The organism is Nocardia sp. NPDC059195 (genome assembly GCF_042754695.1).
In the GTDB taxonomy this organism is placed as follows: Bacteria; Actinomycetota; Actinomycetes; order Mycobacteriales; family Mycobacteriaceae; genus Nocardia.
On sequence record NZ_JBHZBG010000002.1, the window covers coordinates 197,302 to 212,373 of the forward strand.

Here is a 15,072-nt window from a genome sequence, read left to right on the forward strand (position 1 = left end):
TTGTCGCCGGCCCGGAGCAGGCCGGTTCGGCTGGATCAGGGCGGTGGTCGCCACCGCGCGGCCCGGTGCGGCGGCCACGTGCCGCTCATCACGTCGGCCCGCATTCCCGACTACACGTGTCGACATGGGAAGATGGTCGGCGTGTTGCGCTGGATAACTGCCGGAGAATCCCATGGTCCCGCTCTCGTCGCCCTCCTGGAAGGGATGGTCGCCGGAGTCGAGGTGACATCGGACGATGTCTCCGCACAGCTCGCCCGCCGCCGGCTCGGTTACGGGCGCGGCGCCCGGATGAAGTTCGAGGCCGACAAGGTCACCCTGGTCGGTGGCGTGCGCCACGGCCGCACCATGGGTGGTCCGGTCGCGATCGAGATCGCCAACTCCGAGTGGCCCAAGTGGACCGAAGTGATGTCGGCCGATCCGATCGACGAAGCCGAGCTCGCGGGAATGGCGCGCAACGCGCCGCTGACCCGCCCGCGCCCCGGGCACGCCGATTACTCCGGGATGCTCAAGTACGGCTTCGACGACGCCCGCCCGGTGCTCGAGCGGGCCAGCGCCCGGGAGACCGCGGCCCGCGTCGCCGCCGGAACCTTCGCGCGCAACTTCCTGCGTCAGGCCTTCGGCGTCGAGGTCATCTCGCATGTGGTGTCGATCGGCACCGCGGCCAACACCACCGGTGTCACACCGGGTCCGGCCGATCTCGACGCGATCGATGCCAGCCCGGTGCGCGCGTTCGACGCCGAGGCCGAGGCGGCCATGATCGCCGAGATCGAAGCGGCGAAGAAGGACGGCGACACCCTCGGCGGTGTCGTCGAGGTGATCGTGGACGGGCTGCCCATCGGGCTCGGCTCGTTCGTCAGCGGCGAGCAACGCCTCGATTCGCGCCTGGCCGCCGCCCTCATGGGCATCCAGGCGATCAAGGGTGTCGAGGTGGGCGACGGGTTCGAGACCGCGCGCCGACGCGGCAGCCTGGCCCACGACGAGATGCGTCCCGGTCCCGACGGCGTGCTGCGCTCGACCAACCGCGCAGGCGGACTCGAAGGCGGCATGACCAACGGCGAAGCACTGCGGGTGCGTGCCGCGATGAAGCCGATCTCGACCGTGCCGCGCGCGCTGTCGACGGTCGACATGTCCAGCGGCGAACAGGCCGTGGCCATCCACCAGCGCTCCGACGTGTGCGCGGTGCCCGCGGCGGCCGTTGTCGCGGAATCGATGGTGGCACTGGTGCTGGCGCAGGCCGCGCTGGAGAAGTTCGGTGGTGACTCGCTGGCCGAGACCGTCGACAACATCACCAGTTACGTCAAGCGGATCGGCAGCCGCCCACACGTGCCCGCGGACAGCCGTATCCCGTGACCGAGCAGGGGCAGGAGGGGACCGCGCCGGAGAGCGACGCGGACCCCTCACCGGCGACCGTCGAGCCCGGTGCTCCTGACACCGGCGCCGACGACCGGATCGCACCGCTGGCGCGGGTGGTGCTGGTCGGGCTGCCCGGCTCGGGGAAGTCGACGATCGGGCGCAAGCTGGCCAGGGAACTCGGGGTGGTGCTCTACGACACCGACGCGGGGATCGAGGCCGATACCGGGCGCACCATTCCCGATATCTTCGCCACCGACGGTGAGGCGGAGTTCCGCCGGATCGAAGAAGAGGTGGTGCGCCGCGCCGTGCTCTCCCACGCCGGTGTGGTCTCCCTCGGTGGTGGATCGGTGCTGTCCGCGCGGACCAGGGATCTGCTGCGTGACGCGACGGTCGTCTACCTGGAAATCAGTGTGTCCGAAGGGGTTCGGCGCACCGGCGCGAGCAATACCCGCCCGCTGCTCAACGGTGTCGACCCGGCCGCCAAGTACCGGGATCTGATGCGTGAGCGTCGCCCGCTCTACCGCGAGATCGCCACCGTGCGCGTGCGCACCGACGGACGGAGTCCGGGTCGGGTGGTGCGGATGATCCTGGCCAAGCTGGGCCTGGAATCGGTACGCACCGACCTCGACGCCACGCGCTCGACCACCGGAAATGTCACCGCGGCTTCGGGTTCGGTCACCAGCAGGCCCGGCACCGGGAGCAACCGGTCCAAGAACCGGCGGCGGGCCAGGGCACGTGCCGCCGCCGCGCGCAGAGGCGGCAGCGAGCAGACGGGCGTGGTGGCAACCGAGCGTCGCGGCAGCGTCGACGACCGGAATCGTTCGGCGGCAACACAATCCGCAGCCGACGGTGCCGCGGTCGACGAAACAACCGGTGCCGCTCGCACCGGTGGTACAGCACAGAGCGAGTCACGCACGGCAGGCAGTCGACGGTCGCGGCGTACCAGGTCGCGCCGAGGAGGCGCACGCATCCGGTCGGCGACCAGTGCTACCACCCGAGATTCGGACAGCTCGTCGAGTGCCACGCCCGCGAACCAGGAAGGCCGCGCGGACTCACGGACGGCAGGCCGTGCGGGCAACGCCGAGAACCCGTCGGGCAACCGCGACGCCGCCGGTGGTCGGGCGGGCAACCGCAATGCCGCTGGTAGCCGGGTCGGCGGGCGCAACGCGGTCTCGGGCGCCCAGGCGAGCAGTCGCAGCGTCGGCCGAGGCAGGCGGGCATCCAGCCGCGAGGCCGGTGCCCCGGGACGGGCGGGTCACCGTAGTGGCGAGTCCGCGGAACCCTCGGGCTCGGCGACGTCGCAACAGGTTCAGCGGGCCGGGCCACCCGGTGACGCGGAACGCGGGACGAGTACCAACGAACGCAGGCGACGCGGGCAACCGCGGCGACGCAGCGGGCGACGTAATAACAATGACCAGAAAGAATCGGAGCAGCGCACGTGACAGAACCGTCCATCATTGAGGTTCGCACCGCCGACCCGTACCCGGTGATCATCGGCCGCGGGCTGCTCGGCGATCTCGTCGAAGCGGTCAACGCGGGCAATGCCGTGCGGACCGTGGCGATCTTCCATCAGCCGCCGCTCGCCGAAACCGCCGAGGCGGTGCGTAAAGCACTGGCCGACACCGGGATCGACGCGCACCGCATCGAGATTCCCGACGCCGAGGACGGCAAGGAACTGGCCGTGGCCGGGTTCTGCTGGGAGGTGCTCGGCCGGATCGGGCTGACCCGCAACGACGCCATCGTGAGTCTCGGCGGTGGCGCCGCCACCGACCTGGCCGGCTTCGTCGCCGCCACCTGGATGCGCGGGGTGCGCATCGTACACGTGCCGACCACGCTGCTGGCGATGGTCGACGCGGCGGTCGGCGGCAAGACCGGCATCAATACCGAAGCGGGCAAGAACCTCGTCGGTAGCTTCCACGAACCCAGCGCCGTGCTGGTCGACCTCGTGACCCTGGAAACGGTGCCGCGCAACGAGATCGTGGCCGGCATGGCCGAGATCATCAAGGCCGGTTTCATCGCCGACCCGGTAATCCTCGACCTCATCGAAGCCGACCCCGAGGCCGCCCTCGACCCCACCGGCGACGTGCTGCCCGAACTGATCCGCCGCGCCATCCAGGTCAAGGCCGATGTGGTCGCCGCCGATCTCAAGGAATCGAGCCTGCGCGAGATCCTGAACTACGGCCACACCCTCGGCCATGCCGTGGAGCGCCGCGAGCGCTACCGCTGGCGTCACGGCGCCGCGGTCTCGGTCGGCCTGGTCTTCGCCGCCGAACTCGGCCGTCTGGCCGGGCGTCTCGACGACGCCACGGCCGATCGGCATCGCACCATCCTGGAGAGCGTCGGCCTGCCGGTCACCTACGACGGCGACGCCCTCCCGCACCTGATGGACGCCATGCAGACCGACAAGAAGACCCGTTCCGGCGTCCTGCGTTTCGTGGTCCTGGACGGTCTGGCCAAGCCCGGCCGCCTCGAAGGCCCCGACCCGTCTCTGCTGGCCGCCGCCTACTCGGCCATCGCCCGCGACACCACACCGGGCACGTCGCCGATAATGCTCTGACTTCCGTACCACCGGACGGTCACTCCCCGGCATGGGCCGGGGAGTGACCGTCCGGGTACTGCCCACTCAGCTCGCGATGGCCAGTTCTGGTTCCGTTGCGGGAGTAGCGGATTCGTTCGAACGCCGAGACCGAGTGTGGCCGTAGGCAACACCGGCCATCGAGGGCAGGAACACCAGCAGCAGGATGAACGACGCCGCGGAGGTCATTTCGTAGAGGATCCCGACCTCGCCGAGTTCGATTCCGGGCACCTGATCGAGGATCCAGCACACTGCCGAGCTGGCCAGGCCCGCGCCGAAGCCGGCGGCCAACCAGCGGACGGTCAGGCCGTCGGCACCCGTGCGGCCGTCCCGTACGCCCCAGGCGACTACCACCGCGACGATCGCGAGGAGGCACGCTGCGCGCCAGAAGGTGCCGTAGGTGGGCCAGAAGGCCATGGCGAAGCCCAGCGAGACGCGGAGGGCGACGACCAGCGCGGCGAGGACGGTGGCTCGTAACACCCAAGCGGTCATGGGCAATACCTTAGCGGTAGAAAACTAGAACCGGTATCAATTCTGCGGATCGGGTCCGCATCGGCGAACCGCGCGATCACGGTCGCGGCGAAGTTTCCGCCAGCGCGGCCGCCATCGCGGCGCGCGGCGCCGGTTGTCCGGTGAACAGCTCGACCTGCCCATATGCCTGGTTCAGCAACATCTGCAGCCCGCTGACCACCGTGTGCCCGGCGGCCTCGACAGCCGTTGCCAGCGGGGTCGGCCACGGGTTGTAGATCGCGTCGAGCACGACCGGTGCCGCCGCTACCGCCGAGGCGATCACCGCGGCCGCCTCGGCGGGCACCGTACTGACGACCGCACCGGCCGACGCGCACGCCGCGCGCACCTGCTCCGCGTCGAGCGGCACGACCGTGGCGCGCATACCGAGCCGATCGGCCAATTCCAGCGCGCTACGCGCCCGCCCGGCATCGCGGGCGATCACCGTGACCGTCTTCGCCCCGAGTTCCGACAGCGCCAGCAGCGCGGGCCTGGCAGTTCCACCGGCCCCGAGCACGACGGCCTCGTCGAGCGAGGAGACACCACCACCGCGCAGCGCACCGAGGACGCCGTCGACATCGGTGCAGTCCGCCCGCCACCCACCATCGGTGCGCACGAGGGTGTTGGCCGAGCCGACCAGGACCGCGCGTTCGGTGCGCTCGACGGCCACCGCCAGCGCCGCTTCCTTGCCCGGCATGGTCACCGACAACCCGACCCATTCCGGCCCGAGCCCGTCGACGAGGCCGGGCAACTGCTCGGCCGAGCATTCGACGCGTTCATAGCTCCAGGGCAATCCGAGCGCCCGATAGGCCGCCAGGTGCAGCTGTGGCGAACGCGAGTGCTCGATCGGCTTGCCGAGCACCGCCGCCTTGCGAACCTCAGCCACCGTAGGGCCGCGAGCTGTCGAGGATGCCGCTGCGCTGTGCCTGCGTGACCAGCCGCAGATGCTCCGAGTAGGAATCGGTGAACTTCGTCGTGCCCTGTTTGTCGACGGTGACGAAGTACAACCACGCCCCCGGCTCCGGATTCTCCATAGCGCGCAACGCGCCCACCGACGGAGCGGCGATCGGAGTTTTGGGCAGGCCCTCCATCGCGTAGGTGTTCCAGGGAGTTTCCGTGGCCCGGTCGGTATCGGTGGTCGCCACTTCGGTGGTGTCGAGCCCGTAGTTCACCGTGGAGTCGAACTGCAGCATCTGGCCGACCCGCAGCCGGTTCACGATCACCCGTGCCACCTTGCCCATATCCTGGGGTTTCGCCTCACGTTCGACCAGCGAGGCGGCGACGAGCGTCTCATACGGCGACAGCTTCGTGTCGGCGCCCGACTGGAGCAGGCCGGTGGCTTCATAGGCCTGCACGCTCGCGGTCACCAGCTGCCGCAGGATCTGTTCCGGCGTCCCGCTCGGATCGAAATCCCAATTCCCGGCGGCGATGAGGCCTTCCAGCTGCCGTGCTCGGTCGGGGCATTCCTTGACCGCCTGCACCGCCCATGCGGGCACGCCGAGTGCGGTCAAGTCCATACTCGCGCCCGCGGCGTCGAGCTGTTCGTAGGTCACGCATTTGCGCTCGGGGCCGACGCAGCTGGCGTCGGCGATCTTGCGGTAGATGCCGTCGTATCGACCGCCGGTGGACGCGTCGTGCTTGTCGTGCAGCAGCCGACCCTCGGAGATGGTCACATTGCCGACCCGCGCCTTCCCGCCGACCAACGCGGTGACAGCGTCGACGGCCGGACTCTTCGCACCGACCGCGTAGAAACCGGGCTGGACGCTGTTCATGCCCGAATTCCGCACGGCCGCTTCGTAGAAGGCCGCGGAGCTGGCGACCACGCCCTTCTCGTGCATCGTCTCGGCGATCTGCGTCGCGGTATCACCGGAGTGCACCTGGACCACCACGGGGGCACCGGGCGGTCCCGCGAAATCTTCGGCCGGGGTGAGGCTGCCCATCAGTTTGTATCCGGCGAAACCCGCGGCGGAGACGAACAGCACCACGAACACCGCGGCGACGGCCCACATATTGCGGCGGCGCCGTTTACGCTCGGCCGCCTTGCGTGAGGCGATCCGCGATCGCTTGCCGCGTCCCGACGGGCGAGCGCGGCCACGGCCGGACCCTGCCGCACGGCCACGTTCGGACGCTGACGCGCGGCCGGACTGCGCCGCGCGCTGCCCGACTCGGCGCGGTGGGGGCGCCGGTTCGGGTTCGGGCGCGGGCTCGGGGTCTGGCTCGTCGTAGATCTCGTCGTCGTAGCGCGGGATGACGTCGGTGCCGTCTTCGTCGTCCCACCCGGCGGGCCCGGCGTGCTGCGGCTCGTCATCGCGTACCTCGCGCGCGTCCAGGCCCCAATCATCGCGGCGGGGGTAGCGCCGATCAGCTTCCCGTGCCCGGTAGCGTTCCTCGGCCCTGGTCCATCGGTCGGTCATGCATCGTCTCCGACCCTCGCCGTATCTGCTGCGTCCTTCAACACCGAACTCCGCTCGTCCAACCATCCTTGCAGAATCGACACGGCTGCCGCCTGGTCGATCATCTGCCGCTGGCCACGTGCGCGAACTCCACTGTCGCGCAGCGCACGTGCAGCAGACACCGTAGTCAAACGTTCGTCGGAAAGGCGTATCGGAATCGGGTCGATCACCCGGTGCAACTGCTTGGCAAACTTGCGCGCGATGGCGGCCGCGGTGCCATTTTCGCCGCGCAGGGTGCGTGGCAGGCCGATGATAACCTCGACCGCTTCGTATTCCCGCACAATGTCGGCAATTCTTGCGATGTCGGCGGGTGGACCGCCCGCGCGCCCACCGGACTTGGCGCGCGCGACGGTCTCGACGGGGGTGGCGAGAATGCCATCGGGGTCGCTCGAGGCGACTCCGATGCGCACGCTACCGACGTCGATGGCGATCCGGCGGCCCCGACCCGGGTCAGTGGCCGGGTCAGGGCGATCGGCGGATTCCTCGCTGGACGAACCAGGGGTGGTCATCAGCCGGCGAGTTCAGCCACCCGGGCACGGACCGCGGTCAAACCGGCCGGGATACCCGACGGATCCGAGCCCGCGCCCTGCGCCATCTCCGGCTTGCCGCCACCACGCCCGGCGATACTCGGTCCGAAGGCCGCGACCAGATCGCCGGACTTGAAGCCCAGATCCTGGGCCGCCTTGTTCACCGTCACCACGAACGGCGCCTTGCCCTCGACATTGCCGAGCAGCACGACGACAGCGGGCTCGCTGCCGAGACGGCCACGGATATCGGTGGCCAGAGTCCGCAGGTCGCCCGCCGACACGCCCTCGGGCGCCGCGGCGGCCACCAGACGCACCGCACCGAGCCGCTCGGCCTGCTCGGCGAACGTGCCCGCCGAGGACAGCACCGCGGCGATCTTGGTGCGCTCGAGTTCCTTCTCGGCCACCTTGAGCCGCTCCACGAGCTGCTCCACCCGACCGGGCACCTCGTCCGACGGCACCTTCAACGAGGACGCCACACCGGCCAGCAGCGCACGCTCCTTGGCCAGGTACTTGTAGGAGTCGAGGCCGACGAAGGCCTCGACGCGACGCACACCGGAACCGACCGAGGCCTCACCCAGCAGGGTGATCGGGCCGATCTGCGAGGAGTGCTCCACGTGGGTGCCGCCGCACAGCTCCATCGAGAACGGGCCGCCGATCTCCACGACGCGCACCTCGTCGCCGTAGTTCTCGCCGAACAGCGCCATCGCGCCCATTTCCTTGGCCTTGGGCAGATCGGTGACGAAGGTGTTCACCGGGAAGTCCGCGCCGACAGCGTCATTGGAGACGGCCTCGATATCGGCCTTCTGCTGCTCCGACAGCGCGCCCTGCCAGTTGAAGTCGAACCGCAGGTAGCCGGGCTTGTTCAGCGAACCCGCCTGCACGGCGTTGGGGCCGAGGATCTGACGCAGCGCGGCGTGCACCATGTGCGTGCCGGAGTGCCCCTGGGTGGCGCCGCGGCGCCAGGCCGGATCCGCTTGCGCGAGAACGACATCGCGCTCGGTGATCTGACCCGACTCGACGGTGGCCTTGTGCACCCAGACCTTCTTGGCGATCTTCTGCACGTCGTTGACCTGCAGTTTCATGCCCGATGCGGTGATGGTGCCACGGTCGGCGATCTGACCGCCGGACTCGGCGTACATCGGGCTGCGATCGAGGATGACCTCGATGTTCTGGCCGGCCGTCGCCACCGGGACCCGCACGCCGTCGACGATCAGCGCCAGCACGGTGGCCTCGGAGGTCAGCTCGTCGAAACCGGTGAACTCGGTGGCGCCGCGGTCGACCAGTTCCTTGTAGACGGTGAGGTCGGCGTGGGCGTGCTTGCGGGCCTGGGCGTCGTCCTTGGCGCGCTTGCGCTGCTCGGCCATGAGCGAGCGGAAACCGTCCTCGTCGACGGAAAGGCCCGCCTCGGCGGCCATTTCGAGGGTGAGGTCGATCGGGAAGCCGTAGGTGTCGTGCAGGGCGAACGCGTCGGAACCGGTGATCTGCTTGCCGCCCTTGGACTTCACCGCGGAGGCGGCGTTGTCGAAGAGGGTCTCGCCGGTGTTGAGGGTCTTGAGGAAGGCCGTTTCCTCGCCTACCGCGACGGTCTCGATGCGGGAGAAGTCGGTGCCCAGCTCGGGGTAGGACGGCGCCATCAGGTCGGTGACGACCTTGATCAGCTCGGCCATCACCGGCTTCTCGGCGCCGAGCAGGCGCGCCGAACGCACGATGCGGCGCAGCAGGCGGCGCAGCACGTAGCCGCGGCCGTCGTTGCCGGGATTCACGCCGTCGGCGATGAGCATGGCCGAACTGCGGGCGTGATCGGCGATTACCCGGAAGCGCACGTCGTCGGCGTGCTCGACGCCGTAGGCGCGGCCGGTGAGCTGCTCGGCCTTGTCGATGATCGGGCGCAGCAGGTCGGTCTCGTAGACGTTCTCGACGCCTTGGAGAAGCATCGCAACGCGCTCGACGCCCATGCCGGTGTCGATGTTCTTGCGCGGCAGCGAACCGATCGGCGGGAAGCCCAGCTTGGGGCTCTGGTCGCCGCGGATGTCCTGCATGAAGACGAGGTTCCAGATCTCGAGGTAGCGATCCTCGTCGGCGACCGGGCCGCCTTCCTTGCCGTAGGCGGGGCCGCGATCGTAGTAGATCTCCGAACAGGGACCGCCGGGACCGGGCACGCCCATGTCCCAGTAGTTGTCCTTGCCGTCGCGGAACTGGATGCGCTCCTCGGGAATCCCGGCGACCCGGTGCCAGATCTCGGCGGCCTCCGGGTCGGATTCGTAGGCGGTGACCCAGATGCGCTCAGGGTCGAAACCGAAGCCGCCCTCCTCCTGGGGCTTCGAGATCAGCTCCCAGGCCAGGGTGATGACGCCTTCCTTGAAGTAGTCGCCGAAGGAGAAGTTGCCCGCCATCTGGAAGAAGGTGTTGTGGCGGGTGGTCACGCCGACCTCGTCGATGTCGCCGGTGCGCACGCACTTCTGCACGCTGGTCGCGCGCGAGTACGGCGGCGCTTCCTGTCCCAGGAAATACGGCTTGAACTGGACCATGCCCGCATTGACGAACAGCAGGTTCGGGTCGGCCAGGATCAGCGAGGCACTGGGCACCTCGGTGTGTCCGGCGCGGACGAAATGGTCCAGGAAGCGTCGGCGAATCTCGTGGGTCTGCACAAATACCCAGCCTACCGGTGTGGCGCACGTGGTTTTTCATCGACCGGGGTGGTCCACGCCACGGCGAACCGCGAGCTCTCCGTACAGCTACTTTCCGCGGATGATCCGGCGCAACTTCTCCAGGCGCGGGGCGATCGTGCGTTCGTTGCCGTGATCGGTGGGCAGGTAGTAGTCGGTGCCGACCAGTTCGTCGGGCGGGTACTGCTGGGTGACGACGCCCTCGCGGTACTTGTGCGGGAACTTGTAGCCCTGGGCATTGCCGAGCAGGGCGGCGCCCGCGTAGTGGCCGTCGCGCAGGTAGGGCGGGACGGCACCGGCCTTGCCACGCGAGACATCGGCCATGGCCGTGCCGATGGCGGTGGTCACCGCGCCGGATTTGGGGGCGGTAGCGAGGTGGATGGTGGCCTGCGCCAGGGCGAGTTTGCATTCGGGCAGGCCGACCTGTTGAACGACCTGCGCGGCGGCGGTGGCGGTCTGTAGCGCCATCGGATCGGCCATACCGATGTCTTCGCTGGCGTGGATCATCAGGCGGCGCGCGATGAAGCGGGGATCTTCGCCCGCGGCGAGCATACGGGCCAGGTAGTGCACGGCCGCGTCGACATCGGAGCCACGAATGGACTTGATGAAGGCACTGATCACGTCGTAGTGCTGGTCGCCCGCGCGGTCGTAGCGGACAGCGGCCTTGTCGACGGTCGCCTCGACCGTTTCCAGGTCGACGGCGCCGTCGGTCGCGGACTCCGCCGAGGCCTCCAAGGCGGTGAGCGCGCGGCGCGCGTCGCCACCCGCGATCCGGACGATGTGCTCGATCGCCTCGTCGCTGACGGTGTAGGCATCGGCGAGCCCGCGCGGGTCGCTGGTCGCGCGGGCGAGGACGGCGCGGATGTCGTCGGGGGTGAGCGGTTGCAGTTGCAGGACGAGTGAGCGTGACAGCAGCGGGGAGACGACGGAGAACGAGGGGTTCTCGGTGGTCGCGCCGACCAGCAGCACTACGCGGTTCTCGACGGCCGCAAGCAGCGCGTCCTGCTGGGTCTTGGAGAAGCGGTGGATCTCGTCGATGAACAGCACGGTCTGCTCGCCCGCGGCGAGGCGGCGCCGGGCGAGGTCGATGACCGCCCGCACTTCCTTGACGCCGGCCGAGAGCGCCGACAACGCTTCGAACCGCCGACCGGTTGCCTGTGAGAGCAGCGAGGCCAGCGTGGTCTTGCCGGTCCCGGGCGGGCCATAGAGCAGTACCGATGCCGCACCCGAGCCTTCGACGAGCCTGCGCAGCGGGGAGCCGGGACCGAGCAGATGCGCCTGACCGATCACCTCGTCCAAGTTCGCGGGGCGCATGCGCACGGCGAGCGGCGCGCCCGAGTCGCGACGGAACACCGCATCGGCGCCGGGTTCGGCGGACGGGTGTTCGCCGGGCACGTCGAAAAGGCTGTCGGTCACGTTGTGCAGGGTACCGAGGCGCTCGGACATGTTCTGCGAAGATCACCAACAGACGCCCGCTCGGGCCCCTGACATCCATCAGCGCCTTCCACCGAGATGGACAGTTGACCAATAATCCGAGCGTGGACTTGCGCGGGAGCGATTCGTGGGCTGTGATCGCTGATCGTGGTCGAAAACAACAGCGCCGTACCGTCTCAGCCGGTCGAGTTCGCCCGCCGCACCCTGTTCGCCGGTTCCACGGCGGTAGCGGCGGTCGCGGTGTTGGGCACCGCCGCGCCCGCGCAGGCCGCGGGAGCCGTCTTCCGGCACGGTGTGGCGTCCGGGGATCCGCTGCCGGGCGCGGTCATCTTGTGGACCAGGGTGACCGTCACCGAGGACGCCACGCCCGGTTCCGGCATCGGCGATGCGACGGCGGTGCGCTGGGAAATCGGCACCGACGCCGGTTTCGGCGCGCTCGCCGCGTCCGGCACCGTCACGACCACGACCGATACCGACTACACCGTCAAGGTCGACGCAACCGGCCTCACCCCCGGTCAGGACTACTTCTACCGCTTCACCGCACTCGGCGAGACCTCCCCCGTCGGCCGTACGAGGACCGCGCCCGCACCGGACAGCGAGGTCGACCGCCTTCGCTTCGGCCTGGTCTCCTGCGCCAACTGGGAAGCTGGCTGGTTCGGCGCCTATCGGCACCTGGCCGCGCGCACCGATCTCGACGCGATCGTGCACCTCGGCGACTACATCTACGAGTACGGCCGCGGGAAGTACACCGGCCGCAACGGCGCGGTCCGCGCACATGAACCGGCGAACGAGATCGTCACCCTCACCGACTACCGCACCCGCCACGGCCAGTACAAGACCGATCCCGACCTGATGGCCCTGCACGCGGCGGTGCCGTTCATCTGCACCTGGGACGACCACGAGTCGGCCGACAACTCCTGGCGCGAGGGCGCGGAGAACCACGACCCGGCCACCGAAGGCCCCTGGGTCGACCGCAAGGCCGCGTCGGCCCGCGCCTACCTGGAGTGGATGCCGGTGCGCGCGACCCGGTCCGACGGTCAGGTGCAGATCTACCGCCGCTTGCGTTTCGGCACGCTCGCGGAACTGTCGATGCTGGATCTGCGCAGCTACCGCGACGAGGAGGCAGGGCCGGGCGCGGGCTGGCGCCACGCCGACGACCCGTCCCGCACGATCACCGGCCGCGCCCAGATGGATTGGCTCACCGCCGGACTCACCTCCTCCCCCACCCGCTGGAAGCTGATCGGCAACTCGGTGATGGTCGCGCCGCTGGTGTTCCCGCCGCTGGACGCGGCCACGACCCAGGCGATCACCGAGGCGCTCGGTATTCCGCAGGGCGGCATCACCGTCAACGGTGACCAGTGGGACGGCTACACCGCCGACCGCGACACCCTGTTCCGGACGATCACCGACAACGAGGTGGGCGAGGTCGTGTTCCTCACCGGCGACATCCACACCTCCTGGGCCGCCGACCTGCCGGTGAACGCCGCGAACTACCCGGGCGGGCCGACGGTCGGCGCGGAGTTCGTCATCCCGTCGGTCACCTCCTCCAGCGTCGGCGACCTGCTGAAGATGCCCGCCCGCACCGCGTCGGTACCGGCGGAGGAGGCCATCAAGGCGGCCAACCACCACCTGCGCTACACCGAACTCGACTCACACGGCTTCGGTGTCCTCGAAGTAACCGCGACGCAGACGCAGATGGACTGGTTCTACGTCGCCGACGTCACCGATCCCGCCACCGGCGTGCGGCACGGCGCGTCGTTCGCCGTCGCGGCGGGCGGACGGGTCGAACCGCGGCCGACTCCGGTGCTCTGACCGCGGTTCGCCGCGGCGCCGCGGAAATCGGCGCAGAATTCTTCGGACAGGGTTGTCGATTGCGCCCACCCTCGCTCGTCGGGTGAGTACGGCCACCCGACGAGCGGGCAGCCACACACCGAAGGAGCACATCATGAGCCAGTACTTGGTCTTGATCTACGGCGACGAATCCACCTACGCCGCGTACTCCCCCGCCGAGCTCGATGACATGCTCGCCGCACATCGCACTTTCCAGCAGATCGCCGGTGACGCCAACCTGGGCGGGCAAGCGTTGCAGCCCACCGCGACCGCCACCACGATCCGCCGCGATGCGGGCGGCGAGGTCGTCATCACCGACGGGCCGTTCGCCGAGGCGAAGGAAGCACTCGGCGGCTACTACCTGCTCGAGGCGCCGGACCTGGACGCCGCGATCGCGATCGCCGCACAGGTGCCTGCCCCCACCGGTGGCGTCGAAGTGCGCCCGATCCAGGTCTACCCGCGGTCGTGACCACGGCGGCGGCCGTGGCCGTCGAGCAGGCGCACCGTCGTGAATGGGCTTTCGTGCTCGCCGCGACGGTGCGGCTGGTCCGCGATTTCGACCTCGCCGAGGAATGCGTGCAGGACGCCTACGCCACGGCGCTGACCGCCTGGGCGAGCGACGGTATCCCGGCCAAACCCGGCGCCTGGCTGACGACGGTCGCGCGGCGCCGCGGCCTCGACCTGCTGCGTCGCGAGGGCACCTTCCGCCGCACGCTGCCCCGGCTCGTCATCGACGAACCCATCGCCGACACCGCCGACCTGGCGCTGGCCGACCTGGACGACCCGGCGATCCCCGACGACCGGCTACGACTGATCAGCACCTGCTGCCACCCGGCCCTCGCACCCCAGGCGCAGGTCGCACTGACACTGCGGCTGGTCTGCGGTGTCACCACCGCCGAGGTGGCTCGCGCGTTCCTGGTGAGCGAGGCGACCATGGCCGCGCGCATCACCCGTGCCAAGAAGAAGATCGCGGTCGCTGCCATCCCGTACCGGGTGCCCTCGGTACGGGAGCTGCCGCAGCGGCTCGATTCCATCTGCGCGGTGATCCATCTGCTGTTCACCACCGGCCACACCTCGCCCGCGGGCGAGGTCCTGGTCCGTGCCGATCTCGTCGACCGGTCGCTGCAGCTGGCCAGGATGATGCACGCGCTCGTCCCCGACGATCCCTCGGTGACCGGGCTGCTGGCGCTGATCCTGCTCACCGACGCCCGCCGAGCAGCGCGCGTCGACGACGAGGGCAATTTGTGCACGCTCGAACACCAGAACCGGGACCGCTGGGACCGAGCGGCCATCGCCGAGGGCATCGCGCTGGTGAAACACGCTCTGCCACATACCGACCGGTATACCTTGCAGGCCGCGATCGCCGCTGTCCACGACGAGGCGCCCACCTGGGACGACACCGACTGGCGGGAGATCATCGGCCTCTATCGGCTGTTGCTGCGCGATTCGCCGTCGCCGGTCGCCGGGCTCAATCACGCCATCGCGGTCGGCCTGGCCGGCGATCCGGCACAGGCGCTGGCACTGCTCGAACCGCTCGGCGCGGAACCGGCGCTGGCGACCTACGGCTATCTCGACGCCGCCCGCGCCGCCTTCCTCACCGAGCTCGGACGCACCGACGAAGCGATCGTCGCCTACGAGTCGGCGCTGCTGCTCACCGACAACGCGGTCGAACGTGCCCATCTGCGAGGCAAACTCGCCGCGCTGACCCGCTGATCACTTGGCGCACT

Annotated in this window: 11 protein-coding genes and 1 pseudogene; 6 read left to right on the forward strand and 6 right to left on the reverse strand. The window is 69.6% G+C overall.

What is annotated here, in order from left to right; all coding sequences use genetic code 11:
* The first annotated feature begins 141 nt into the window (after positions 1 to 141).
* The 3 genes and pseudogenes from aroC to aroB all read left to right on the forward strand — a co-directional run bounded on the left by aroC (position 142) and on the right by aroB (position 3,910).
* Positions 142 to 1,350: a chorismate synthase gene (aroC, locus tag ACFXKN_RS03625; protein ID WP_378945456.1), complete on the forward strand. Its 1,209-nt coding sequence runs from the start codon at positions 142 to 144 to the stop codon at positions 1,348 to 1,350.
* 98 nt (positions 1,351 to 1,448) lie between these two features.
* A pseudogene (locus ACFXKN_RS03630) lies at positions 1,449 to 2,165 on the forward strand (shikimate kinase); the annotation flags it as partial.
* Positions 2,166 to 2,791: 626 nt separating this feature from the next.
* Positions 2,792 to 3,910 carry a 3-dehydroquinate synthase gene (gene aroB, locus ACFXKN_RS03635; protein ID WP_062983000.1) on the forward strand — a complete coding sequence of 373 codons (1,119 nt, stop codon included), beginning with the start codon at positions 2,792 to 2,794 and terminating at the stop codon, positions 3,908 to 3,910.
* 66 nt (positions 3,911 to 3,976) lie between these two features.
* Here the strand turns inward: aroB and ACFXKN_RS03640 are convergent, their stop codons facing one another.
* The 6 genes from ACFXKN_RS03640 to ACFXKN_RS03665 form a co-directional block, all read right to left on the reverse strand.
* Positions 3,977 to 4,420: a B-4DMT family transporter gene (locus ACFXKN_RS03640; protein ID WP_378945451.1), complete on the reverse strand. Its 444-nt coding sequence runs from the start codon at positions 4,418 to 4,420 to the stop codon at positions 3,977 to 3,979.
* Positions 4,421 to 4,496: 76 nt separating this feature from the next.
* Entirely contained in the window at positions 4,497 to 5,321 is an 825-nt protein-coding gene (locus ACFXKN_RS03645; protein ID WP_378945448.1) for a shikimate dehydrogenase, read from the reverse strand.
* Positions 5,314 to 6,849 carry an endolytic transglycosylase MltG gene (gene mltG, locus ACFXKN_RS03650; RefSeq protein ID WP_378945445.1) on the reverse strand — a complete coding sequence of 512 codons (1,536 nt, stop codon included), beginning with the start codon at positions 6,847 to 6,849 and terminating at the stop codon, positions 5,314 to 5,316. The genes ACFXKN_RS03645 and mltG overlap by 8 nt, the downstream gene beginning before the upstream one ends.
* Positions 6,846 to 7,397 carry a Holliday junction resolvase RuvX gene (gene ruvX / locus ACFXKN_RS03655; protein ID WP_378945442.1) on the reverse strand — a complete coding sequence of 184 codons (552 nt, stop codon included), beginning with the start codon at positions 7,395 to 7,397 and terminating at the stop codon, positions 6,846 to 6,848. Before ruvX ends, mltG begins: the two co-directional genes overlap by 4 nt.
* On the reverse strand, positions 7,397 to 10,063 hold the full coding sequence (gene alaS, locus ACFXKN_RS03660) for an alanine--tRNA ligase (RefSeq protein WP_378945436.1): 2,667 nt from the start codon (positions 10,061 to 10,063) through the stop codon (positions 7,397 to 7,399). The genes ruvX and alaS overlap by 1 nt, the downstream gene beginning before the upstream one ends.
* 87 nt (positions 10,064 to 10,150) lie before the next feature.
* Positions 10,151 to 11,527, reverse strand: coding sequence for a replication-associated recombination protein A (locus ACFXKN_RS03665; protein ID WP_378945433.1), 1,377 nt, complete (start codon positions 11,525 to 11,527; stop codon positions 10,151 to 10,153).
* A gap of 135 nt (positions 11,528 to 11,662) precedes the next feature.
* On the opposite strand from ACFXKN_RS03665, the gene ACFXKN_RS03670 reads away from it, so the two are divergent.
* The 3 genes from ACFXKN_RS03670 (at position 11,663) to ACFXKN_RS03680 (ending at position 15,058) form a co-directional block, all read left to right on the forward strand.
* Positions 11,663 to 13,327 carry an alkaline phosphatase D family protein gene (locus tag ACFXKN_RS03670; protein ID WP_378945430.1) on the forward strand — a complete coding sequence of 555 codons (1,665 nt, stop codon included), beginning with the start codon at positions 11,663 to 11,665 and terminating at the stop codon, positions 13,325 to 13,327.
* Positions 13,328 to 13,460: 133 nt separating this feature from the next.
* Positions 13,461 to 13,814 (forward strand): YciI family protein, encoded by a 354-nt coding sequence (locus ACFXKN_RS03675; RefSeq protein ID WP_378945428.1) that lies wholly within the window; start codon positions 13,461 to 13,463, stop codon positions 13,812 to 13,814.
* Positions 13,811 to 15,058, forward strand: coding sequence for an RNA polymerase sigma factor (locus ACFXKN_RS03680; protein ID WP_378945425.1), 1,248 nt, complete (start codon positions 13,811 to 13,813; stop codon positions 15,056 to 15,058). Before ACFXKN_RS03675 ends, ACFXKN_RS03680 begins: the two co-directional genes overlap by 4 nt.
* Positions 15,059 to 15,072 lie beyond the last annotated feature (14 nt).